18 protein-coding genes are annotated in these 23345 nt (G+C 72.3%); 9 read left to right on the top strand and 9 right to left on the bottom strand.

Features of this window, described 5'->3' with window-relative positions; translation table 11 throughout:
• Window positions 1-122 precede the first annotated feature (122 nt).
• Entirely contained in the window at window positions 123-1127 is a 1005-nt protein-coding gene (locus ACFWZ2_RS09120; protein WP_384543925.1) for an RNA-binding protein, read from the top strand.
• Here the strand turns inward: ACFWZ2_RS09120 and ACFWZ2_RS09115 are convergent.
• On the bottom strand, window positions 1048-1464 hold the full coding sequence (locus ACFWZ2_RS09115) for a hypothetical protein (protein WP_384543923.1): 417 nt from the start codon (window positions 1462-1464) through the stop codon (window positions 1048-1050). The two genes, ACFWZ2_RS09120 and ACFWZ2_RS09115, sit on opposite strands and share 80 nt — an antisense overlap.
• A gap of 388 nt (window positions 1465-1852) precedes the next feature.
• Between ACFWZ2_RS09115 and gyrB the strand changes: the two genes are divergently transcribed.
• Both gyrB and ACFWZ2_RS09105 read left to right on the top strand, forming a co-directional pair.
• Window positions 1853-3865, top strand: coding sequence for a DNA topoisomerase (ATP-hydrolyzing) subunit B (gene gyrB, locus ACFWZ2_RS09110; RefSeq protein WP_384543922.1), 2013 nt, complete (start codon window positions 1853-1855; stop codon window positions 3863-3865).
• Between the two features lie 103 nt (window positions 3866-3968).
• Window positions 3969-6083 (top strand): type IIA DNA topoisomerase subunit B, encoded by a 2115-nt coding sequence (locus ACFWZ2_RS09105; protein WP_384543920.1) that lies wholly within the window; start codon window positions 3969-3971, stop codon window positions 6081-6083.
• Window positions 6084-6132: 49 nt separating this feature from the next.
• Here ACFWZ2_RS09105 and ACFWZ2_RS09100 read toward each other — a convergent pair whose 3' ends face one another.
• The 5 genes from ACFWZ2_RS09100 to ACFWZ2_RS09080 form a co-directional block, all read right to left on the bottom strand.
• The gene (locus tag ACFWZ2_RS09100) at window positions 6133-7047 is read right to left on the bottom strand and encodes an RNA polymerase sigma-70 factor (protein ID WP_384543918.1); all 915 of its coding nucleotides are present in this window, start codon (window positions 7045-7047) and stop codon (window positions 6133-6135) included.
• Window positions 7048-7120: 73 nt separating this feature from the next.
• A complete protein-coding gene (locus tag ACFWZ2_RS09095; protein ID WP_384543916.1) occupies window positions 7121-8323 on the bottom strand; it encodes an NAD(P)/FAD-dependent oxidoreductase in 1203 nt (400 codons plus the stop codon).
• 91 nt (window positions 8324-8414) lie between these two features.
• Complete coding sequence (locus tag ACFWZ2_RS09090; RefSeq protein WP_384543914.1) at window positions 8415-9188, bottom strand: anti-sigma factor domain-containing protein; 774 nt, start codon at window positions 9186-9188, stop codon at window positions 8415-8417.
• Entirely contained in the window at window positions 9185-9706 is a 522-nt protein-coding gene (gene sigK, locus ACFWZ2_RS09085) for an ECF RNA polymerase sigma factor SigK (RefSeq protein WP_384544181.1), read from the bottom strand. Before sigK ends, ACFWZ2_RS09090 begins: the two co-directional genes overlap by 4 nt.
• Window positions 9707-9934: 228 nt before the next feature.
• Window positions 9935-11164, bottom strand: coding sequence for a sensor histidine kinase (locus ACFWZ2_RS09080; protein ID WP_384543912.1), 1230 nt, complete (start codon window positions 11162-11164; stop codon window positions 9935-9937).
• A gap of 105 nt (window positions 11165-11269) precedes the next feature.
• Between ACFWZ2_RS09080 and ACFWZ2_RS09075 the strand changes: the two genes are divergently transcribed.
• Window positions 11270-12124 (top strand): response regulator, encoded by an 855-nt coding sequence (locus ACFWZ2_RS09075; RefSeq protein ID WP_384543910.1) that lies wholly within the window; start codon window positions 11270-11272, stop codon window positions 12122-12124.
• A gap of 85 nt (window positions 12125-12209) precedes the next feature.
• Window positions 12210-13004, top strand: a complete 795-nt coding sequence (locus ACFWZ2_RS09070) for an RNA polymerase sigma factor (RefSeq protein ID WP_384543908.1) — start codon at window positions 12210-12212, stop codon at window positions 13002-13004.
• Window positions 13005-13152: 148 nt separating this feature from the next.
• Here ACFWZ2_RS09070 and ACFWZ2_RS09065 read toward each other — a convergent pair whose 3' ends face one another.
• Window positions 13153-14478 carry a peptidoglycan-binding protein gene (locus ACFWZ2_RS09065; RefSeq protein ID WP_384543906.1) on the bottom strand — a complete coding sequence of 442 codons (1326 nt, stop codon included), beginning with the start codon at window positions 14476-14478 and terminating at the stop codon, window positions 13153-13155.
• 131 nt (window positions 14479-14609) lie between these two features.
• Here ACFWZ2_RS09065 and ACFWZ2_RS09060 point away from each other — a divergent pair, with 131 nt between their 5' ends.
• Together ACFWZ2_RS09060 and ACFWZ2_RS09055 are read left to right on the top strand one after the other, a co-directional pair.
• Window positions 14610-15161, top strand: a complete 552-nt coding sequence (locus tag ACFWZ2_RS09060; RefSeq protein ID WP_384543904.1) for a cupin domain-containing protein — start codon at window positions 14610-14612, stop codon at window positions 15159-15161.
• Entirely contained in the window at window positions 15148-16158 is a 1011-nt protein-coding gene (locus tag ACFWZ2_RS09055) for an SDR family NAD(P)-dependent oxidoreductase (RefSeq protein ID WP_384543902.1), read from the top strand. The genes ACFWZ2_RS09060 and ACFWZ2_RS09055 overlap by 14 nt, the downstream gene beginning before the upstream one ends.
• A 39-nt stretch (window positions 16159-16197) precedes the next feature.
• Here ACFWZ2_RS09055 and ACFWZ2_RS09050 read toward each other — a convergent pair whose 3' ends face one another.
• Window positions 16198-17040, bottom strand: coding sequence for an alpha/beta fold hydrolase (locus tag ACFWZ2_RS09050; protein WP_384543900.1), 843 nt, complete (start codon window positions 17038-17040; stop codon window positions 16198-16200).
• Window positions 17041-17456: 416 nt separating this feature from the next.
• Between ACFWZ2_RS09050 and ACFWZ2_RS09045 the strand changes: the two genes are divergently transcribed.
• On the top strand, window positions 17457-18845 hold the full coding sequence (locus ACFWZ2_RS09045; RefSeq protein ID WP_384543898.1) for a PLP-dependent aminotransferase family protein: 1389 nt from the start codon (window positions 17457-17459) through the stop codon (window positions 18843-18845).
• 21 nt (window positions 18846-18866) lie between these two features.
• Here the strand turns inward: ACFWZ2_RS09045 and ACFWZ2_RS09040 are convergent, their stop codons facing one another.
• Entirely contained in the window at window positions 18867-19763 is an 897-nt protein-coding gene (locus ACFWZ2_RS09040) for an alpha/beta fold hydrolase (protein ID WP_384543896.1), read from the bottom strand.
• Window positions 19764-19842: 79 nt separating this feature from the next.
• On the opposite strand from ACFWZ2_RS09040, the gene ACFWZ2_RS09035 reads away from it, so the two are divergent.
• Window positions 19843-23328, top strand: a complete 3486-nt coding sequence (locus ACFWZ2_RS09035; protein WP_384543894.1) for a BTAD domain-containing putative transcriptional regulator — start codon at window positions 19843-19845, stop codon at window positions 23326-23328.
• Window positions 23329-23345: the final 17 nt, after the last annotated feature.

Here is a 23345-nt window from a genome sequence, read left to right as displayed (position 1 = left end):
AAGGGGGGCGTGCCCGTCTCGTCGTCCAGCATCAGCTCCGCCCAGGAGAGCGGGGCGTCCTCGGTGCCGTCGACCCCGTTCCCGTACGACCTGTCGGACCTCGGCGTCCGCTCTTCGCGCGCGTGCAGAAAGATGAGGGTGTGCTGACCTACGTCTACCGCGTCACCCGATACGACCCCGCCGACCGCGACGAGCATGGGCACTACACCGGCGCGGAGGACACCGTCAGCGACCACGGCATGGTCGAGGCGGCCTACCTTCAGGCGGTCGCGGCCTTCGCCGAGGACACCGCCGTCGATCACCTGGTCGTACGCGAACCAGGGGTTCCGTCGCTCGCGCACTTCGGTGCGGAGCCCTCGATGGACGGCTTCGGGCTGGACGCCCTCTTCCCGTGCGGTCCGGCCGGCTTCCACGACGGGGCGGAGGTGTCGCTCGAACTCGCCCTGGAGCTGGTGCGGGTCATGCTGCGTGACGGCGGCGCCTGGTGTCGGCTGGAAGTGGAGGACACCTTCGCGGTCCACGTGGGATGGGACCAGTACCTCTACGTCAGCAGCAGCCGGCCGTGCGAGAAGGCACTGACCCGTACCCGCGGGCTCGGGCTGTTCCCCGAACGTATGGCTGAATCCCCGTACGCCTTCGAGGCCGAGGAGGAAGGTGTGCAGCGGCCCGGAGACGATGAGTTCTGGTCCGACCTGCACCGGGCCGTCGCCGCAGGGCGCGCCGGAATCCTGGAGGAGACGTATCTGGAAGGTGCCTCGCGATGGCACCAGCTCAGCCGGGAAACCATCGGCGCCGTGCGCGCCGGGCTGGCTCCCCGGGCCCGCCTGGCCGTCTGGCCGCCCCTGTCCCGCGACATCGATGCCGTCCTGAGCACCCTCCCCGAGGACGGACTCGTCGAAGGCGTCTGGCAGGGCAAGGACGGTCACCTCCACAGCGTCATCGCTGACGAGGGCGAGTTCCCGGAACTGTCCGCCCTGATCTCCGGCGCCTCGGCCGCCGCGCTGCTGTCCGTATACGAGGGTGAGCGTGTGCCTCTGTGTACCGCTGTCATGCCTGACAACGACGGGGTTCTACGGGCTCGTTGGCGGACCGAGCCGACGCCGAGCGACTGGCGCCCAGTTCTGTGAGGGCCCAGCGGAAGCCGCTCGGCTCGCTCCAGTCCGGTGGTGTCGCCCGCTGCAGGCAGGCGCGGTAGGCGCGCCGCAGGGGTTCCACCGCCTCCTCTGTGCCCAGGTCGGCGAGTAGCCCGATCAGTACGGGGCCGCAGCGTGGGTCCCGGAGTTCCTCGAAGACCTCGATCGCGGTCAGCCGGCCGAAGCTGTCGAGGGACGGCAGGCCGTCGGCGATGGCGGGGATGGCGGGGATGGCGGGGGTGCCGATGTGGATCAGTTCGGCGCGGGCATCCATGGACTCGTCCGCGGTGCCGTCCAGTTGCTGGACGAGGTCTGCGATCCGGGACGCCATGTGGGTTTCCCCTCGGGGCGGGAAGTGTTTGGAATAGTCCCCGTAGCCCTGTGCAGTGTGACATCCAGGGCGCGCTTGAGTGGCTCTCTCGCAGCCTGGTGAGTGATGGGGGTAGGGGGGATTGTCGGGTGGGGAGTTCGCCCCGCAGGTTGCGATGCAGGGGTCTTGTGGCCCTTTGATCCGGGGGGATGCTCGGTATTCTGGAATGCGTCTCGGCCTCTTGGTGAGTGCCGTGACGTGTGGCCCGGAGGGTCTTTTTTGGCCTGCCCGTGGCTCGTGATTCCGTCCAGTGACCTGACCGCTCTCGCGCCGTGGTGTGGGAGTGCGGCTTGTCGTGCCCGAAAAGAGAGCATCTGTGACCGATTCCGATTCCGATTCTGATTCCGGCATGCCTTCCATGACCGGCACCTCCGACGTCGAGCAGGGCGCGTACGACGCCAATGCGATCACCGTTCTGGACGGCCTTGACGCGGTGCGCAAGAGGCCGGGCATGTACATCGGCTCGACCGGTGAGCGTGGTCTGCATCATCTGGTGCAGGAGATCGTCGACAACTCCGTCGACGAGGCGTTGGCCGGGGTGGCCGACCGCATCGATGTGACGGTCCTGGCCGACGGCGGGGTCCGGGTCGTGGACAACGGACGCGGCATTCCGGTGGGCATGCACCCGGTGGAGAAGCGGCCGGCGGTGGAGGTCGTCCTGACCGTGCTGCACGCGGGCGGCAAGTTCGGGGGCGGCGGGTACGCGGTCTCCGGTGGTCTGCACGGTGTGGGCCTGTCCGTGGTGAACGCGCTGTCGACCCGGCTGTCGGCGGAGATCTGGACCGACGGCCACCGCTGGAGCCAGGACTACAAGGGCGGGGCTCCGGTCGCGCCGCTGGCCCGGCACGAGGCGACGTCGAAGACGGGTACGTCGCTGACGTTCTGGGCGGACGGGGGCATCTTCGAGACCACGGAGTACTCCTTCGAGACGCTGTCGCGGCGCTTCCAGGAGATGGCGTTCCTCAACAAGGGGCTCACGCTGACCCTGACCGACGAGCGGCCGTCCGCCCGGGCGACGGCCACGGCCGACGAGGCCGGGTCGGATGCCGCCGAGCGGCAGGCGGCGAAGACGGTGTCGTACCGCTATGACGGCGGGATCGTCGACTTCGTGACGTACCTCAACGCCCGTAAGGGAGAGCCGGTTCATCCGTCCGTCGTCTCCATCGTCGCCGAGGACACCGGGCGGTTGCTGTCGGTGGAGGCCGCGTTGCAGTGGAACAGCCAGTTCTCCGACAGCGTCTATTCGTACGCCAACACCATCCACACGCATGAGGGCGGTACGCACGAGGAGGGCTTCCGTACGGCGCTGACCACAGTCGTCAACCGGTATGCGCGTGACAAGAGGATGCTGCGGGAGAAGGACGGCAACCTCTCCGGTGAGGACATCCGCGAGGGTCTGACCGCGATCGTCTCGGTGAAGCTGGGCGAGCCCCAGTTCGAGGGGCAGACCAAGACCAAGCTGGGCAACACGGAGGCGAAGACCTTCGTGCAGAAGGTCGTGCACGAGCACCTCACGGACTGGTTCGACCGGAACCCGAACGAGGCCGCGGACATCGTCCGCAAGGCGATCCAGGCGGCCACCGCCCGGGTGGCGGCCCGCAAGGCGCGCGATCTGACCCGCCGCAAGGGCCTGTTGGAGTCGGCGGCCCTGCCCGGCAAGCTCTCCGACTGCCAGTCCAACGACCCGGCGAAGAGCGAGATCTTCATCGTCGAGGGTGACTCCGCCGGTGGTTCGGCGAAGTCCGGCCGCAATCCGGCGTACCAGGCGATCCTGCCGATCCGAGGGAAGATCCTGAACGTCGAGAAGGCCCGGATCGACAAGATCCTGCACAACCAGGAGATCCAGGCGCTCATTTCCGCCTTCGGTACGGGTGTGCACGAGGACTTCGACATCGAGAAGCTCCGCTACCACAAGATCATCTTGATGGCGGACGCCGACGTCGACGGTCAGCACATCAACACGCTGCTCCTGACCTTCCTGTTCCGCTTCATGCGGCCGCTGGTCGAGGCCGGGCACGTCTATCTGTCGCGGCCGCCGCTCTACAAGATCAAGTGGGGCCGGGACGACATCGAGTACGCCTACTCCGACCGCGAGCGCGACGCGCTCATCGCGCGGGGCCTGGAGCAGGGGCGCCGCGTCAGGGACGACTCCGTCCAGCGGTTCAAGGGGCTCGGCGAGATGAACGCGGAGGAGCTGCGCGTCACGACGATGGACCAGGAACACCGCGTCCTCGGCCAGGTCACGCTCGACGATGCGGCGGTGGCCGACGATCTCTTCTCGGTGCTGATGGGGGAGGACGTCGATGCGCGGCGCTCGTTCATCCAGCGCAATGCCAAGGATGTTCGGTTCCTCGACATCTGAGACGTCGTTCGGTCCCCCTTCGTGAGTCCCCATGAGTCCCCCTGAGTCCCCATACGCCCTCATGAGCCCCGCGAGCCCCACGAGTTGTTGAGGAGAGCACTGCGTGAGCACGTCCATCGTTCCGCCCACCGGCCGTCCAGCGCCGGACAGTTCCGACTACACCGCGCGGCACCTGATGGTCCTGGAAGGTCTCGAAGCGGTCCGCAAACGCCCCGGCATGTACATCGGGTCCAGCGACAGCCGAGGTCTGACGCACTGTCTGTGGGAGATCATCGACAACTCCGTCGACGAGGCCCTGGGCGGACACTGCGACCGCATCGAGGTGATCCTGCACGGCGACGGTTCGGTGGAGGTGCGCGACAACGGGCGCGGCATCCCCGTCGACACCGAACCCAGGTCGGGGCTTTCGGGCGTCGAGGTCGCGTACACCAAGCTGCACGCGGGCGGGAAGTTCGGCGGCGGCTCGTACGCCGCTTCCGGCGGTCTGCATGGCGTGGGCGCCTCCGTGGTGAACGCCCTCTCCGCCCGCCTGGACATCGAGGTCGACCGGCACGGCCGTACCCACGCCATCAGCTTCCGTCGCGGCACGCCTGGCGTCTACGCCGGGGAAGGCCCGGACGCCCCCTTCACTCCGGCCGCCGGACTGCGTCGTACGCACAAGGTGCCGAAGGCGCGCATGGGCACGCGCGTGCGCTACTGGGCCGACCGCCAGATCTTCCTCAAGGACGCCGAGCTGTCCCTGGAGACGCTGCACCAACGGGCCCGCCAGACCGCGTTCCTGGTGCCGGGTCTCACCATCGTCGTACGCGACGAACGGGATCCGGACGGCGGGGGCGCGAGCACGGAGACGTTCCGGTTCGACGGCGGGATCAGCGAGTTCTGCGAGTACTTGGCTCAGGACAAGGCGGTGTGCGATGTCCTCCGCTTCTCCGGGCGGGGCACCTTCAAGGAGACGGTGCCGGTTCTGGACGAGCGCGGCCACATGACGCCGACCGAGGTCACCCGGGAGCTGGGGGTGGACGTCGCGCTGCGCTGGGGCACCGGGTACGACACCACCCTGAAGTCGTTCGTGAACATCATCGCCACCCCCAAGGGCGGCACCCACGTCACCGGTTTCGAGCGCTCGCTCACCAGGACCGTCAACGAGGTGCTGCGCAGCCAGAAGTTGCTGCGGGTGGCCGAGGACGACGTGGTCAAGGACGACGTGCTGGAGGGCCTCACGGCCGTCGTCACGGTCCGTCTCGCGGAGCCGCAGTTCGAGGGGCAGACCAAGGAGGTGCTTGGTACGTCCGCGGCCAACCGGATCGTCGCCAACGTGATCGCCAAGGAGTTGAAGGCGTTCCTGGCCTCCACGAACTCGCAGCGGGACGCGAGGGCGCAGGCCCGTGCCGTCATGGAGAAGGCCGTCGCCGCGGCCCGTACGCGCATCGCGGCCCGTCAGCACAAGGAGACGCAGCGCCGGAAGACCGCGCTGGAGTCCTCTTCCCTGCCCGCGAAGCTCGCCGACTGCCGCAGCGACGACGTGGAGCGCAGTGAACTGTTCATCGTCGAGGGGGACTCCGCGCTCGGCACGGCCAAGTTGGCGCGGAACTCCGAGTTCCAGGCTCTTCTGCCGATCCGCGGCAAGATCCTCAACGTTCAGAAGGCGTCGGTCTCCGACATGCTGAAGAACGCGGAGTGCGGCGCGATCATCCAGGTCGTCGGAGCGGGGTCCGGCCGGACCTTCGACATCGGCGCGGCGCGCTACGGGAAGATCGTGCTCCTTGTGGACGCCGATGTCGACGGCGCGCACATCCGGGTCCTGCTGCTGACGCTGTTCCAGCGGTACATGCGGCCGATGGTCGAGGCGGGCCGGGTGTTCGCCGCGGTGCCGCCGTTGCACCGGATCGAGCTGATCCAGCCGAAGAAGGGCCAGGACAAGTACGTCTACACGTACTCGGACCGCGAACTGCGCGAGACACTCACCGAGTTCCAGCGCAAGGGCATCCGCTACAAGGACTCCATCCAGCGCTACAAGGGCCTGGGCGAGATGGACGCCGACCAGCTGGCCGAGACGACCATGGAGCCGCGCCACCGCACCCTGCGCCGCATCAACATCGGTGACCTGGACGGGGCGGAGCAGGTCTTCGACCTGCTCATGGGCAACGATGTGGCACCCCGCAAGGACTTCATCGCCCGCTCCGCGGCCACGCTCGACCGCGCCCGGCTGGACCTCTGAGCGGACGGGGGCGGCGGCTGAGCGGGCGGGTGCGGCGGCCGCGGGTCGGTCAGCGCAGGGTGAGGGCGGTCTCGGTTTCCACGCGGGTGAGTTTTTCCGGGTTGCGTACGTAGTAGAGGCCGGTGATGCGGGTGTCCTCGACGTGGATCGCCATGATGCCGTCGATGTCGCCGTCCACGCGTACGAGGAGGGCGGGACTGCCGTTGAGCAGGGTGGGGGAGGTGGTGATCGTGGCCGCCGCCTTGGCGGTGCCGCCGAGGTAGAAGCGGACCACCTTGTCGGCGCCGACGACCGGGCGTACCGCGGCGCGTTTGACGCCGCCGCCGTCGCTGAGCAGGACGACGTCGGGGGCGAGCACGTCGAGGAGGTCCTGCGGGTCGCCGGTCTCGAGTGCGCGGCGGAAGGATTCGAGGGCGGCCCGGGTCTCGCGCGGGGAGGCCGCCCTGCGGGGGCGGCGGGCGTCGACGTGGCGGCGGGCGCGGTGGGCGATTTGGCGGACGGCCGCGGGGGTCTTGCCGACGGCCTCGGCGATCTCGCCGTACTCGACGTCGAAGACCTCGCGCAGGACGAACACGGCCCGTTCGGTCGGCGTGAGACTCTCCAGGACGAGCATCATCGCCATCGACACGCGCTCGGTGAGCTCGACGTCCTCGGCGACGTCCGGCGCGGTGAGCATCGGTTCGGGCAGCCAGGGGCCGACGTATGCCTCCTTGCGGCGCTTCAGGGTGCGCAGCCGGTTGAGCGCCTGCCGGGTGGTGATCCGGACCAAGTAGGCGCGCCGGTCGGTCACTTGTGCCATGTCGACCTTGATCCAGCGCAGCCAGGTCTCCTGGAGGACGTCTTCGGCGTCGGCCGCGGATCCGAGCATTTCGTAGGCGACGGTGAAGAGCAGGTTGCGCAGGGCGACGAAGGTGTCGGTCGCCGGGTCGGGGGCGGCGGAAGGGGTGGTGGCGTGGGCGCTCATGGTGCGGTCGTTCTCCTTCGCGGGCGGCGGGGCAGGCCGACTGCCCGGCGGGTCAGGCCGATTGTTCGGCGGGTCAGGCCGATTGTTCGGCGTTCGCGGCGGCCGGTGTCCCTTCGTGCCCGGCCCGCAGCAGGGTGCGGCGGTGCTCGCCCTTGGGCCAGCTGTGCGAACCGGGCTTGCGTGCCTCGTCCTTCAGGTGCTTGACGCTCGAACGGCAGGCGATCTCCTTGAGCGCCGAGCCCGCGCGGCCGCCGATGTAGAGCCGCATCGCGGTGTCGTCCTTGTGTGCCAACTGGAAGATGCTGGTACGGCGTCCCAGGCTGACGCACATGGCGGGGAACGACAGGTCGACGGGGGTGGGCCGGTCGCCCGCGATGCGGTGGAGCACCGTGTCGGCGGCGTGCGCGCCCAGGCATCCCGCGGCGTAGGCGCTCATCCGGAACGGCAGGTCCGACGGCGCCGCCGAGTCCCCGGCCGCGACGATGCGTTCGTCGTCGACGCTGGTCAGCGTCTCGTCCGTGAGCAGGCGCCCCACGGCGTCGGTGCTCAGGCCGCTGCGCGCGGCCAGATCGGGTACGCCGAAGCCGGCGGTCCAGATGGTGACGTCGCTCGGCAGCGTGCGGCCGTCGTCGAGTTCCACGGTGTCGCGGGTCACGGCCGTGACGCGGGTGCCGGGGCCTGCGAGCACGGTCACGCCGAGCCGGGTGAGCCGCTTGGTGGCCGTGCGGCGCGCCCGTGGGTGCAGGTAGGGGCCGAGCGCGCCGCCGCAGAGGAGGGTGACGCGGCGGCCGCTCTCGGCGAGTTCGGCGGCGGTCTCGATGCCGGAAGGACCGGCTCCGACGACGGTCAGCGCGGCCGTCGCGGGGGTGGCGTCGAGCACCGACCGCAGCCGCCGTGCCGCCTCCAGGGTGGCGATCGGGTGGGCGTGCTCGGCCGCTCCGGGAACACCGAGGTCGGCGCTGCCGCTGCCCGCCGCGTAGATGAGGTGGTCGTAGGCGATCGTGCGGCCGCCCGCCGAAGTCACGCTGCGCCCGGCGGCGTCGATGCCGGTCACGCTGTCGACGAGCAGCCGGACGCCCGGGGCGAGGACCTCCGCGTAGTCGACGACCGCTTCGTGGGAGCCGCTCACCAGTTGGTGCAGGCGCAGGCGCGGTACGAAGGCCGGGCGCGGGTTGATCAGGGTCACGGTCACGTCGTCGCGCCGCGTCAGGCGATTGGCCGCCATGACGCCCGCGTATCCGCCGCCGATCACGACGACCTCGGTGTTCGTGGTCATGGTGTCTCCTCCGTCTCCAGGGTTACGGCTTCAAGACACCGGGTCGCCGAGCGCTGTGACATCGTGTGAGGCAGGTCACGTCAGGTCGCGGTCAGCTCTTCGCTTCCGAGGGCGGGGGGAAGGCGAGGAGGCCGAGTGGGGGCGTGGTGGGGCGGGGGGAGCCGCCGGAGGGTTCGACGGTGACGCCCATGCCGGACGCGCCGTCCACCGTGCCGTCCATGAGTACGGCGTTCGTGCCGCCCGAGCCCTTCAGGAGCCCGGCGGGCCGCATCTTTCCCCCGTCGTCGAACCACAGTTGGTACACCTTGCCCGCGGGCAGGTCCGGCAGCGCGGAGGTGAGGAACGCCGCGCGGTCGCGGCGTGCGGAGACCACCACGGTGGCACGCGCGCCGTCGGCGAGCGTCCCGGTGGCGGTCCGTGCGTCGGGGGCGGCGAGCACGGCGGCCAGTTCGGCGGCCCGGCGCTCGGCGCGGTGCTCGGCCTGCCGGGCCGCCGTCCTGGCGTTCTCGGCCGCCTCGTACTGCCAGACCGCGACCCCTCCGAAGGCCGCCGCGGCGGCGAGGCAGGCGGCGAGCAGGAAGCGGGACGCGGGCCTCGGCCGGATGCGGGCCCGCAGGGGGGCCGGGATCCGGGGCGGTTCCTGGCGTACCGCGGTGATCTGCCGCAGCACCTGCTCCCTCAGGTGGGGTGGGGGCGACGCGGGGGCGGCCAGGCCGAGCCGCGTCGCGGTCGCGGCCAGTTCGCGCACCTCCTGGGCGCAGGCCGGGCAGCGGGCCAAGTGCCGCTCGAACGCGGTGCGTTCGGCCGGGGCCAGCGCGTGCAGGACGTACGCGCCGGTCGCGGTGTGCAGGTCGGCGGTGGTCACGCGCTCACCCCCAGGCAGTCGCGCAGCCGGATCAGGCCGTCGCGCAGGCGGGTCTTGACGGTGCCGAGCGGCAGCGCCAGGAGCTGGGCGACCTCGCGGTAGGTGAGTCCCCGGTAGTAGGCGAGGGTCACCGCCTCCCGCTGGAGCCGGGTGAGCGCGCCCAGGCAGCGCCGCACCCGCTGCTGTTCCAGGCGCGCCTCGACCTGCTCGGCCACCTCGTCGTACGCGGGCAGCTCGGCGAGGAGCGCCGCCCGGTGCTCCCGCTCGGTGCTCGCCTGCGCCGACCGCACCCGGTCCACCGCGCGGCGGTGCGCCAGGGTCATCACCCAGGTCATCGCGCTGCCCTTCTCGGGCCGGAAACGGGCCGCGGTCCGCCAGACCTCGACGAGCACCTCCTGGGTGACCTCCTCCGACTGCGCGGGGTCCCGGAGCACGCTGCGGACCAGGCCGAGCACCGGGCCGCTCACGGCGTCGTACACCCGGGCGAAGGCGTCCTGGTCGCCGCGCGCCACGTCCATCAGATGGGCGTCGAGGACGGCCCGGGAGGGCGGGGGCGGGGCGGCGGGGGCGCCGCGTTCGGTGGGCCTCATCGGGGCTGCCGGATGTCGGGCGGGGTGGCCGGCGCGGGGGGCGCGGATGGCTTGGGCGGCACGGATCGTGCGGTCGTCCCGGCTGTCGTGGCCATCGGCAGGGCCTCCTCGTCGCGGGGCGGTCGCGCCGCGCGGGCCCGGCCGCCGGAACACCCGTCAGGTCGCCGTCTCTCCCCCTTGATTCGGGGCGGCGCGGTCCGCGGATTGGTCCGGGGCGGAGCGGGTCGGTCCGTCGGGGAGCGGTACGTCGAGGCGTACCGCGAAGCCGCCCTCCGGCAGCGGGCCCGTGGCGAGCGTCGCCCCGCAGGCCTGGGCGCGTTCCCGCATGCCGCGCAGGCCGAGGCCGCTCGACGGCGCGCCCCAGCGGGGGTGCCGGGCCGGGCCGTTGACCACGCGCAGGGTGACCGTGCCGGTGCCGTCCCGCTCCAGCGTCACGTCGACGCGGGCGCCCGGCGCGTGCTTGAGGGCGTTGGTGAGCGCCTCCTGCGCGATGCGGAAGACGGTGAGCGCCGTTTCCTGGGGGAGCAGGACCGCGGGGCCCTGTGCCGCGGGGAAGCGCACGTCGAGTCCCGCCGCGCGCAGCGAGTGCACCAGCTCCGTGATGGAGCCCCGCGGGTCGGTCCTCTCGGCCGTGCCGCCCTGGCCGCGCAGCACGCCGAGGACGCCGGAGAGCTGCCGTGCGGCGCCCGCGCAGGCGTCCTGGACGGTGCGCGCGGGGGCGCTCAGGCGCTCGTCGCCCGCGGCCCGCTGTTCGAGTACGCCCGCGTAGAGGGCGGCGATGCTGAGCTGGTGTCCGATGCCGTCGTGCAGGTCCCTGGCCAGGCGCGCCCTTTCCCGTTCGACGGCGAGGTCGGCGGTGCCTTCGATGAGTCCGTCGACGATGCGGTTGCCACGCCGTACGGCCCGTCCGTAGCGGCGCTGCCGGCGCACGGCGAAGCCGGTCAGGGCGGGCAGCAGGACGTCCGCGGTGAAGGCGACGAGCCCGTCCAGGTCGAGCCGGTCGTCGGGCGGTACGTCCAGGGAGTACAGGATGCCGAGGAGTACGGGCAGCAGCAGGACGGCGACCCGGAAGCGCCGCTGGTAGACGGCTACGGCGTAGGACGCGGCCATCATGGTGAGCCGCGAGGAGTAGTCGAGGAGCGTGGCCACGGAGGCCGCGAGCAGCGCGAGACAGGGGACACGGCGGCGCGGTACGAGCAGGGCGCCGGCGAGCAGCAGCGTCACGAGCCGCACCCGGAGCAGGTCGCCGCCGCCCGAGGGCAGGGCGATGAGAGACGGCACCAGGACGGCGACGGCGATCGACACGTCGGTGATCGCGGCGCGCCGGGCGGGGGGTTGCGCGGCCCAGGCGCGGATGGCTCGACGGGGTGCCCTCCGCGTACTCATGAGTGCGGCCCGTCTGCCTGTCTGCCTGTCACGTCGTCACCTGGCTCGTCGCGCTGTACACCGATCCCGGTATAGGACTTTACGTTCTCCCGGCGGCTTTCCGTAATGGTCGAAAGTCCTGAGCCGGAAGCCGGAGTTGAGGGGACTCCCCGTTATTATCAAGCGCATGACACGACCACCCGCGCTTCAATTAAGGCAAGAATGAACGTGGTTCGCGTACTCGTCGCCGATGACCAGCCCGTGATACGCGCGGGCCTGCGCACCCTGCTCGGCGCGGCCGACGACATGGTGGTCGTGGGTGAGGCGTGCGACGGTGCCGAAGTGGTGAGCATGGCCCGGGAACTCGTCCCCGACGTGGTGCTTCTCGATCTGCGCATGCCGGGTGTCGACGGAATTGACGCGACGATTCAACTGGCCCGTTCCACGCCTTCCGCACGGGTACTTGTCCTGACCAACTACGACACCGATGAAGCGGTTCTCGCGGCATTCGAGGCTGGTGCGGCGGGACTTCTCCTGAAGACCTCCTCACCGCGTGAACTGCTCTCTTCCGTACGCTCCGTCGCGGCCGGTGCGAGTGTTCTCTCGCACTCCGTCATGAAGCGTCTGATGACGCGCCCCGCGCCGCGTGCGCGGCTTCCCCGGGTCGCGGAACTCGCCGGGAAAGTCGCGTCGTTCGGCGAGGGCGAAGTGAAGGTGCTCGCCCTGGTCGGCGCCGGAATGAGCAACAAGGAGATATCCGAGGCGCTGCATCTGTCGCTGACCAGCGTGAAGACGTATGTGTCGCGGATCCTGCGCAGGCTCGGCCTGGAGAACCGGACGCAGGCGGCCATCCTGGCGTATGAGCTGGGGCTTTCGGGCGGGGTCGATGGGGGCGGTGCGGGAGGCGCTGCGGATGGTGCGGGTGGTGTCAGTGGTGGCGGTGTGACCAAAGGTGCGGGCAGTTGTCTCCCTTTGGTGTGAAGTGTCCACTTTGGTGGCGCAACCTGCCTGACGGTGCGCGGAACGCTGAATCGCAGCGCATTCCGCACAACCGAAAGGCCAGTTCGTGCACGTCGAGAGTTTCGAGGCTGCCGAGTACGCCGAGTACGCCCATGACATCGAGTACGCCGATGACATCGAGGATTCGGAGCTGTGCGAGCAGGTCCGCGGCGGAGATCCGCGGGCATTCCGTGTGCTGTGGGAACGCCATGTGGCGATGGCCCGGCAGTGTGCCGTCGGCTGTACGCGCGGCAGTGCGGCCGATGCCGAGGACGCCGTGTCCGAGGCGATGCTCGGGCTTTTGCAGGCACTGCGCGGCGGCCGCGGTCCCGTCGGCAACGTCCCCGGATATCTGAGGGTTTCCGTGCGCAGGGCCGCCGCCCGGATCGCCGCGCGGCGCCACCGGGAACTCCCCGTCGCCGAATTGCCCGACCGGCCCGGTGAACACTCCTGCCGGGCCACGGCGCACTTCGACGCGGCGTGTGCCCGTGAGGCGTTCCTCGGGCTTTCCGAGCAACGCCGTATCGCCGTACGGCTCTTCGCCTTCGAGGAAAAGGGCGCGCGGCAGATCGGGGAGCGGCTCGGGATCGCGTCCAGCGCCGCCTCCTCGCTCGTCTACCGGTCCAAAGAGGCGTTGCGGGCCGGATATCTGCGCCGCCATGTGAGCCCCGCCGACGCGGAATGCGCCGACGTCATGGACCGCGTCGTGGCCTCCTTGCGGGGGCGTTCCGTGCGGCGGCACACCGCGGCCGTCTCCTCGCATCTGCATCGGTGCGCGAGGTGCCGGGAGGGCGGGAGGCAGTTGCGGGACGTCAATTCGGCGTTGCCGCAGCGGGTGAGGGGGGACGGGGCGCGTACGTAGGGGGTGTGCGTACGTGGGGGTGGTGGACGGTGTGGGCGGTGGCGCCCGCCGCGGGGGTGCGGGCGCCGTCCGTCGTGCGGGTCACGCGGGTGCGTGGGTCACGCGGGGCATGCGGGGCATGCGGGGCATGCGGGTCGCGTGGGTCGCGTCAGCGGAAGAGTCTGCGCCACGTCTCCGGACCCGGGTAGCCGTCCGCGTCCGGGCCCCGCCAGCCCTGGGCCCGCTGGAACGCCTCCACGTTGCGCCGGTCGGACTCGGACCAGCGCGGGCCCGGGCCCTGCGTGTAGTGCTTGCCGTAGCCCTTCTTCACCAGCTGCTTGCCCAGCTTGGTGACGTGGGCGTTGGACTGGCCCGGCCGGAAGTGCTGCTTGCCGGGGAACGCGGTGGCCGAGCTTCCGCCGCCGCCCGTGCCGCCGCCGCCCGAGCCCCCGCCGATGTTCTTGCCCTTGCCCTCCAGCAGATAGCGCCAGGTCGCGGGCCCCGGAATGCCGTCCGCCTCCGAGCCCTGCCAGCCCTGCGCCTTCTGGAACGCCTGCGTCGCCCTGCGGTCGGCGTCCGACCAGCGCGGGCCCGGGCCCTCCCGGTAGAACTTCCCGCCGCCGCGCTTGACCAGCATCCTGCCGAGCTCGGTGATGTGACCGTTGACCGCCCCGGGGCCGAAGGCGGACGCACCGGGGAACGCGGTGCCCGACGAGCCGCCGGAGCCGCCGCCCTCCGCGAGGTACTTGTAGCGGTAGGGCACGTAGCGGCCCGAGTTGTTCCAGTACGCGTACGGCGTCGACCGCTTCAGCGTGTGCGGCCGCGTCTGCTCGTACGCCATGTAGCGGGTCTTCGACGAGTCCGTCCAGCCGCCGAAGATCGTCACGTGCGAACCGGCGCTCGGGTTCGACGGGTTGTGGAACAGCAGCATGTCGCCGGGCTTCAGCTGGCTCTTGCTGATGCGTACGCCATAGGCGGCGAGGCTGCCCGTCCACTGATTGCTGCCGAGGCCCCAGGCCATCGACACATAGCCCGAGCAGTCCTTGCGGTAGCCCTGGTAGTACGCGCCCATGCTGTACGACACCCGGGCGTCGACCCAGGTCTGGGCGCGCGCCATGATCTGCGCGCGGGTCAGGCGCATCGGGGTGGATGCGGTTCTTGTGACGGTGGTTGTGGCCGTGGCCTGGGTGGTTGCCGCCAGGGCGGTTGCGGCTTGGGCGGTCGCTGGTCGGGTCGACGCCGGTCGGGCGACGAGTGGGCCCGGGGCGCCTTGTCCCTGCGGTGTCGTGGCCTGCGTCGCGAAGGACGGCTGCTCCAAGGCGTGCGCCGCGCCCGCTCCCGTGCCCGTCAGCACCGCGCCGAGCGCCACGGCGGCCGCCGCGCGCGTACTGGCCCGGGAGCCGCCGGACGCGCGCAGTTCGAGCCGCTCCCGCGCGCAGCCCGCGCAGGGGCAGTCGCGCGCCACGGATATGTCCTCGAAGACCGGAGTACTCACATCACCCTGCACATCACCCTCCATAGGGGTCGAAGCCGAAAGAACGGAATAAGGGGTGGATACGACCCCTTCATGGACAGGAGTGGCGATGCGCGTGGTTATGACGGTCTTGGGGCGGGGAGCGATCGGCCATGGTCGAAACCGCTGAGGAAGTGATCGCACGGCATGGGCTGCGGCCGCTGCCCGTGGAGGGCGGGCTCTATCGGCGCGTCTGGGCCGGACCGCCGGACGCCGACGGGCGTCCCGCCGGGTCCGCGATCATCGCGTTGCTGACCCGGGAACCAGGTGACTTCTCCGCGTTGCACCGCCTGCCGAACGATGAGGTCTGGCATTTCTACGCGGGTGACGCGTTGGAGGTGCTTCTTCTCGCGCCCGATGGGGCGGATCGGCTTGTTGCGCTTGGCGGGGGCGGCGGGGGCGGCGGGGGCGGCGGGGGCGGTGGTGCAGGGGGACAGGTGCAGCTTGTCGTTCCCGCTGGGACCTGGATGGGGGCGCGCGTCGCGCGTGGCGGGCCGCATGGGTGGGCTCTCTTTGGTACGACGATGGCGCCCGGGTTCCTTGCCGTGGATTACGAGGGCGGGGATCCGGAGGAGTTGAGCGTGCGATATCCCGGGCGGGCGGGGCTTATTCGGGAGTTGTGCCGGGTGGGGGAGCCTCTGCGGATGGGTGATGACGTTGAGTGAGACGGAGGCGGAGGCGGAGGCGGAGGCGGAGGCGGAGGGTGCGTGGGTGCCGGATGCGTCCTTGCCTCGGCTTGCCGGGCGCGTCGTGCTGGTGACCGGGGCGAGCGGGACCATCGGTGCGGGGATCGTCCGGAGGTTCGCGCAGGCGGGGGCCGCGGTCGTGGTGCATTACCGCAGTGGTGGGGCGCGGGCCGCGGAGCTGGTGGCGCGGGTCGAGGGCGCGGGGGGTGCGGCTGTCGCCGTGCGGGCGGATCTGGCCGGGGCGGAGAGTGGCGGGGGAGGTGAGTCCCGCGAGTCCGGTGAGCCCGGTCAGTCCGGTGAGTTCGGTGAGCCCGGTCAGTCCGGTCAGTCCGGTCAGTCCGGTGAGTTCGGTGAGTTCGGTGAGCCTGGTCAGTCCGGTGAGTCCAGTGAGGGTGGTGAGGGTGGCGACCTGGTGGAGGCCGAGTGTCGTCGGCTCGTCGATGCCGCCTTCTCCTGGCGGGGGCGGCTCGACGCGTTGGTCAACTGCGCGGGGATCCAGCCGGTGCGGGCCCTGCCGGGCATGACCGCCGCGGAGTGGCGTGCGCTGTCCGAGGCGAACGTGACGAGCGCGTTCTGCTGCACGCAGGCCGCGGCCCGCGTCATGGCCGGTCAGGACGGCGGCGGCTCCATCACCCACATCGCGTCGATCGAGGGTTCGAGCCCTGCGCCCGGCCACGCCCACTACAGCGCGTCCAAGGCCGCCCTCATCATGTTCGCCCGCTCCGCCGCCCTCGAATACGGGCCCCTCGGCATCCGCGTCAACAGCGTCTCGCCCGGCCTCGTCGACCGGCCCGGGCTCGCGGAGGACTGGCCGGACGGCGTGGCGCGGTGGGGCCGCGCGGCGCCGCTCGGCCGGCTCGGGCGGCCCGAGGACATCGGCAACGCGTGCGTGTTCCTCGCGTCGGACGCCGCTTCCTGGATCAGCGGGGTCGACCTTGTCGTGGACGGTGGGGTGGGGGCCCGGCCCAGCTGGTAGGGGTGGGGGTTGGGCGGGGGCGGGGGGTGGGTGCTCGTGTCAGGCGTGGGGTGACGGTGCCGGGATGCGGGTCAGCCAGGTGGCCATCGCCTCGTTGAACTCCGTGGGGCGTTCCAGGTTGGGGAGGTGCGCCGCCGACTCGATGACGTGCAGTGCGGAGTCGGGGAGCGCGGCGTGCATCGCCTCGGCGTCGGCGACCGGTGTGTATGTGTCGTCCCTGCCCACGACCACGAGGGACGGGACCGTGACCCTGGTCAACAGGGCGCGGTAGTCCGGGCGTTCGGCGCGGGCGCGGAGGGCCGCGGCGGCTCCTTCGGGTGGGGCGGCCAGCATCATGCGGTGTACGTGGGCGGCCGCCTCCGTGTTGTACGGGGCCGCCATCTTGTCCAGGACCTCGTCCGCGTAGCCCTTCATGCCCTCGGCCAGGAGGCGGTCCGCCATGGCGTTGCGGTGCGCCTTGCCCTCCGGGGTTTCCGCCGCGGGGAACGTGTCGGCCAGGAGCAGGCCCGTGATGCGGTCCGGGAACTGGCGGTAGCACTCCATGGCGATCTGGCCGCCCATGGAGAGGCCGCCCAGGGCGAATTCCCTTACGTCCAGGTGGTCGAGGAGGGCTGCGATGTCTTCGGCGAAGGTGGCGAAGGTGGGGGTGGCGAAGGTGGGGGTGGCGCCGGGTGCGGCGTTGAGTGCGGATTCGCCGTAGCCGCGGAGGTCTGGGGTGATGATGCGGTGGGTGGGGGCGAAGGTGTGGCGTTGTGGGGTCCACATGGAGCGGTCGAAGGGGTGGCCGTGGATGAGGACGAGGGTGGGGGTGGGGGTGGGGCTTGTGGTTGGGGTCTCGTCGTCGTACGTGAGGGTTGTGCCGTTGATGTGTGCGGTGGGCATGAAGTGAGGCTAGGGCGGGGGGAGTTGGCGGTGCAATAGGATCTTTGCTCTCGGTGCAATGCTGGCGGGGGCGCCTTGGGTTCGGCTGTGGGGCGGGGCCGCGGGGGTATGTGCGTACTCGCTATCCCGTGGCGGATGCCTCGGTCAGTGTTTGCCGTCAGGGTGGGTCGAGGTGCTCCGTGCGCACATACCCCCACGTCCCCTCGCGAGCGTTTGCGGGTGCGGGTGCGTGGTCGCTCCGTTGTGGGCAGTCGTGCCGCTGGGCGGCACGGGTGGGCACAGCCCACGGTGCAGGGGGCCGCTGACGGAGGCGCAGGCCCGGCGCAGGCGGGTACAGCCCACGGTGCAGGGGGCGTGAACGGAGGGGCAAGGTTGGGGGCGGTGGGCAAGGGATACGGTGCCGGCGGAGGTGGCGTGTGGGGCGGGATGCGTTTCGGGAGGTTGCGGATGAGGTGGCCAGGGAGATCGAGGGGGGAACGCTGCGGCCGGGGGAGCGGTTGCCGACGCAGCGGGCGTTCGCTCGGGCGCGGGGGATCGCCAATTCCACGGCCATCCGCGTGTACGGCGAGCTGACGCGACGCGGGCTCGTCGTGGGCGAGGTGGGGCGCGGGACCTTCGTGCGCGCTGCCGCCCCGCACACCGGGGCCACCGCCCTCACCGAGCGGGCGGTCGAGGTGGGCATGGGGGCTGGGGCTGGTTCTGGGGGGTCAAGCGTCAATCTTGAGCTCAACTACCCGTTGGTGGAGGGGCAGTCCGCGCTGATGAGCAAGGGGCTCACCCCGTTGCTCAGGGCCGATGTGCTGATGGAGGCCACCCGCACCGCCGCTCCCTCGGGTACGCCGGAGGCGCGTGAGGCCGCTGCCGAGGTGCTCGCGAGGAGCGGGTGGTGGCCGGAGCCGGAGCGGGTGCTCTTCGCGGGGAACGGCCGGCAGGCCATCGCCGCCGCGCTGTCCTCGCTCTGTGCGCCCGGCGGCCGCGTGGGCGTCGAGGAAGTGACGTACCCCTTGGTGAAGGCGATCGCCGAGCGGATCGGCGTGCGGCTCGTGCCGGTTGCCGTGGACGGGGAGGGGATGGTCCCTGAGGCGCTCGCCGACGCGCACCGGAGTGCTGCCCTCAGCGCCGTCTACGTACAGCCGACCCTGCAGAATCCGCTGTCCCTGACGGCGGGTGAGGGGCGCAGGGTCCAGCTGGCCGCCGTCGTGGCGGAGTGCGGGATCACCGCCGTCGAGGACGCCACCTGGGCGTTTCTCGCGCCCGACGCGCCACCGCCGCTCGCCGCGTACGCCCCCGGTCGCACTGTCCTTGTCGACAGCCTCTCCAAGCGGCTCGCGCCCGGTCTCACCGTCGGCATGCTCGCCGCGCCGCCCCATCTGCTCGACGATCTCTCGCGCGGCCTGCGGTCCGGGGCGTGGACGGCCGCCGCCTTCCATCTGGAGGCGGCCGTGCGGTGGACCGCCGACGGGACCGTGGCGGCGGTCGTCGACGCCAAGCGCGCCGACGCGGCCGTACGGCAGGGGATCGTGCGGGAGCGGCTCGGGGTGGACGCGGCGGGGCGGGTCCGTGCGGGCGGGCGGGTCCGTACCGATCCGCGCGCCTACTACTGCTGGTGGGAACTGCCCTCGCGGTGGCGGGCCGAGGCGTTCGTCGCCGCGGCGGCCGCCCGCGGTGTCGCCGTCACGCCCGGTACGGCCTTCGCCGCGGGCGGGCATTTCGCCCCGGACGCCGTACGGATCGGGCTTGCTTCGCCGCCGCCGGAGGTTCTCGCGGAGGCGCTGGGGGTGCTGGCCTCGGTGGCCGCCGGGTGAGAGCCGTCGGCCGCGGAGCGCTCAGCGCGCCAGCAGGTCGCGCAGTGCCTTCGTCGTCTCGGCCGGGGCCTCCTCCGCCATGAAGTGGCCGCATGACACGGTCAGATGCTCAAGGCGCGGCGCCCACGTCCGCCAGCGCGCGGCGGCGTCGAAGCCGAGCGCGGCGCCCCAGTCCTGCTGGAGCACCGTGACCGGCATGCCGAGGGTGCGTCCTGCGAGGCGGTCGGCGGTGTCGTGCTCCAGGTCGATCGTCGCCGACGCGCGGCAGTCCGCGACGATCGACGGGACCGCCTCGCGCGACGCCTTCAGATAGGCCGCCCGTACGTCGTCGGGGATGGCCGCGGGGTCCCGTGTCCAGATGTCGAGGAAGTGGCCGAAGAACGCGTCCGCCGATGCCTCGATCATCCGTTCCGGCAGGCCGGGCGGCTGCGCCATCAGATACAGGTGGAAGCCGACCGCGGCGGTCGTGCCGCGCATCACCTCCCACATGTCGGGCGTCGGCATGACGTCCATCGAGGCGAGGTGCGTGACCGCGTCCGGGTGGTCGAGGCCCGCCCTGATCGCGACCAGCGCGCCGCGGTCGTGCCCGGCGAGCGCGAACCTGTCGTGCCCGAGCGCCCGGGCCAGCGCGACGACGTCGGCCGCCATCGTCCGCTTGGCGTACGTCGCCTCCGTGTCCGCGGCGGGCTTGTCGCTGGCCCCGTAGCCGCGCAGGTCGGGGCAGATGACGGTGTGGTCGAGGGCCAGTTCGGCCGCCACGTGCCGCCACATCAGATGGGTCTGCGGGAAGCCGTGCAGCAGGACGACGGGGGTGCCGGTGCCGCCGACGGCGGCGTTCAGCGCCACGCCTTCGGCCACGTCGATCCGGTGGTACGCGAAGCCGTCGATACGGGGGGTGGGGGCGGTGTTCTTGTGCATACGGAGAGGGTGGGCCCGGTCGATCAGCAGTGGATCAGCGTCGACTCTGCGGACGCCGCTGAGCAGGTACGTTGACGGGGTGCCGCAGCAAGCAGGGGGCTCCGCCCGGCCGCCGCAGGAGCCTGCGGCGGGGTTCACCGTGCTCGGCGGCGTGGGCGCCTGCGACAAGGACGGGGTCCCGCTCGACCTCAAGGGACCGATGCACCGGGCGGTACTGGCCCGGCTGCTGGTCGCGCGCGGCAAGGTCGTGCCGCTGGAGTGGCTGGTCGACGACCTCTGGGACGATCCGCCGCCCGCCGCCGTCGGCGCGATCAGGACGTTCGTCTCCACCCTGCGCCGCGCCCTCGAACCCGGCCGTCCGCCGCGGGCCCCCGCCCGTCTCCTCGTCACCGTCGGGCCCGGCTACGCGCTGCGTCCCGCGTCCGACGCGGTCGACGCCTGGCGCTTCGAGTCGGCGGTGCGCGGCGCGGGCGAACTGCTCGAAGCGGGACGCCCCGGCCCCGCCGTGCGGCGTCTCGACGGGGCGCTCGCGCTGTGGCGCGGGCCCGCGTACGCCGAGTGGGCCGGTGCGGACTGGACGCGGGCCGAGGCCGCGCGCCTCGAAGGGCTGCGGCTCCTCGCGGTCGAGCGCCGTGCGGCGGGGGCGCTCGCGCTCGGCGGGACCGGGGAGGTCGTCCTCGATCTGGAGGCCCAGGTCGCCGAGCACCCCTGGCGCGAGGAGTCGTGGCGCCTGCTCGCCCTCGCCCTCTACCGCTCCGGCCGCCAGGGCGACGCCCTCACCGCCCTCCGCCGCGCCCGCCGCGTCCTCGTCACGGAGCTCGGCGTGGATCCCGGTCCCGAGCTGCGGCGGCTTGAGGCGGGGGTGTTGGCGCAGGATCCGGGGTTGTCGGGGGATCGCTGGGGCGGGGCTGCGTCGTCGGGCGTTCCGGCTGTGGGCGCGGCGGCCGCCCCTGCCGCGGTCCTCGGTGCGGAGCAGGACGTACGACCTGGTCCCGTGCGTCACTTCGTCGGGCGTGAGCGGGAGTTGGCGCTGCTGGACGGGGGTGCCCGCGAGGCCGGTGCGGGGCGGCTCATGGTCGGGCTCGTGTCCGGGGACGCGGGCGCGGGCAAGACCGCGCTTGCCGAGGAGCTGACCGCGCGGCTCGCGGCCCGCGGCTGGATCACCGCGTGGGGGCGGTGCCCGGAGCACGAGGGCGTACCGGCGGCGTGGCCCTGGACGCGGATCCTGGCGGAGCTGGACGCGGGGGCGTGGCCCGGTGCGGGCGGGCAGGGGGCCGTTCCGGACGGTGGTGCCGGTGACCGGTTCCGGCGGGGGCGGGAACTCGTCGGGCTGCTGCGCGGTGTCGTGGATCGCGCGGGGCGCCCTCTGCTCCTCGTACTCGACGATCTGCAGTGGGCCGACGACGAGACGCTGGAGGCGCTGGAGGCCGTGGTCGCGGCGGCCGGGGCGCGGGCGGACCGGATCATGCTGGTCGGGACGTACCGGGAGACCGAAGTCCCGGAGCGGTTGGGCGCGTTGCTCGGGCGGGTGGCGCGCGGCGAACCCGTGCGGGTCGTGCTCGGCGGGCTCGGCGCGGACGACGTGGCCGCGCTCGTGCGTGCCGTCGCCGGCGACGACGTGGCGCCCGCCGACGTCCGCGCCGTGCACGCCCGCAGCGGCGGCAACCCCTTCTTCGTACGCGAACTGGCCCGTCTGTGCGCCACGGAGGGCGGCTCCGCGCTCTCCGGCGTGCCCGTCGGCGTACGCGATGTCATCCGGCACCGGCTCGCCGCGCTCGAGGACGGGGCGCGGACCGTGCTGCGGCAGGCCGCCGTCATCGGGCCCGACGTGGACCTCGATCTCCTCGTCCCGCTCGCGGGCGGCGCCGAGGAGCTGGTGCTCGACGCGGTCGACGCCGCCGTCGACCGCGGCTTCCTGGTCGAACTCGGCCCGGACCGGCTGCAGTTCGCCCACGCCCTGGTGCGCGAGACGCTGTACGAGGACATCTCCCGCGCCCGCCGCGGCCGTTGGCACACCACCGTCGCCGAGACCATCGAGACGCTGCGCCCGTACGACGTCGACGCCCTCGCCGACCACTACCTGCGCGCGGGCACCCGCGCGACCGCCGCCCGCGCCGTCCACCACGCGGGCCGTGCCGCGCGCCGCGCCGAACAGGGCGCGGCCCCGCACCGGGCGGCCCGCCTGTGGCAGGCGGCGCTCGACGCCCACGACCGGGTCCGTCACTCCGGCCGCGAGGCCTCGCGCGCACGGCTCGAACTCGTCATGGGGCTCGTCCGCGCCCTCGCCGTCACCGGTGGCCTCGCGCGCGCCAGGCAGTACCGCTCGGACGCCCTCGCCGACGCCGAGCGGATCGGCGATCCCGAGCTGACGGCCCGCGTCATCGGCGCCTTCGACGTACCCGCCAACTGGACCCGCAACGACGACGAGGCCCTCTCGCGCCGCGTCGTCGACGCCGCCGAACGCACGCTCGTCGCCCTCCCGGAGGGCAGCCGGGCGACGCGGTCGCGGCTGCTCAGCACGGTCGCCATGGAGCTGCGCGGCGCGGCGGGGCCGCGGGGGCGTGCGGCGGCCGCCGAGGCGGAGGCGCTGGCGCGGGGGCGGCTCGGTGACGGGCGTGGCCCCGACGCCGATCCTGTCTCCGCCCCCGACGCCGGTGCCGATTCTTCCTTCGCCCCCGACCCCGCTCTCCTCTCCTTCGCCCTCAACGCGCGCTTCATGCACACCTTCGAGCGGGCCGGGCTCGCCCCCGAACGGCTGCTCATCGGGAGGGAGTTGGTGGATATCGCCGGGGGAGGAGGCAGTGGTGGCGGTGGTGGCGGTGGTGGCGGTCTGATGGGGTTCGAAGTGCTGGGGCATCTGATGTGTCTTCAGGCGCTGTGCGCACGCGCCGAGTTCGCCGATGCCGACGCGCACGCCGAGGCCGCCGACCGGCTCGCCGGGCGGTACGAGCTGCCCCTCGTCGGGGTGTTCACCGAGTGGTACGCCGCGCTGAAGGCGGCCGTGGCCGGGCGTACGGACGAGGCGCGCTCCGCGTACGTCGCCGCGGCGGCCCGCCTCCCGGAGACCGGCATGACGGGGCTGAGCGAGGGGCTGCTGCCGTTGGCCCTGCTGAGTCTGCGGGTCGGGGCGGGCGCATCAGGCGGACCAGGCGGACCGGGATCGGCTGGGGGTTCTGATGAGGGCCCTGCAGGCGATCTCTCCGACCTCGACTTCGGGCCGTACGAACCCTGGTGCCGCCCCATCGTCCTCGGCCCCGCCCGCGGACGGGGCCTCCGCGCCGGTGACCTGCCGCCCTCCCCGCCCGACCTCCTCCTGGAGGCCCGCCTCTGTCTGCACGCCCGGCTCGCCGTCGCCGACGGGGACGATCCGGTCCTGATGGAGCGGCTGTACGACGAACTGCTCCCTGCCTGCGGGGAGTTGGCCGGGGCGGGGAGCGGCCTTGTCGGCTTCGGTCCTGTGGACCGGTACGCGGGTGATCTCGCCGCGGCCCTCGGGCGGCCGGTGGCGGCGGCGCGTCACCATGAGCGGGCCCGCGCCCTGGAGGCCCGCCTCCGGCAGCTGTGAACCGTCCGCCGCCCTGG

The sequence above is a fragment of the Streptomyces sp. NPDC059002 genome, from assembly GCF_042740435.1.
In the GTDB taxonomy this organism is placed as follows: domain Bacteria; phylum Actinomycetota; class Actinomycetes; order Streptomycetales; family Streptomycetaceae; genus Streptomyces.
The sequence above is the reverse complement of the archived record's forward strand: the minus strand, read 5'-3'. Positions and strand labels throughout refer to the sequence as shown.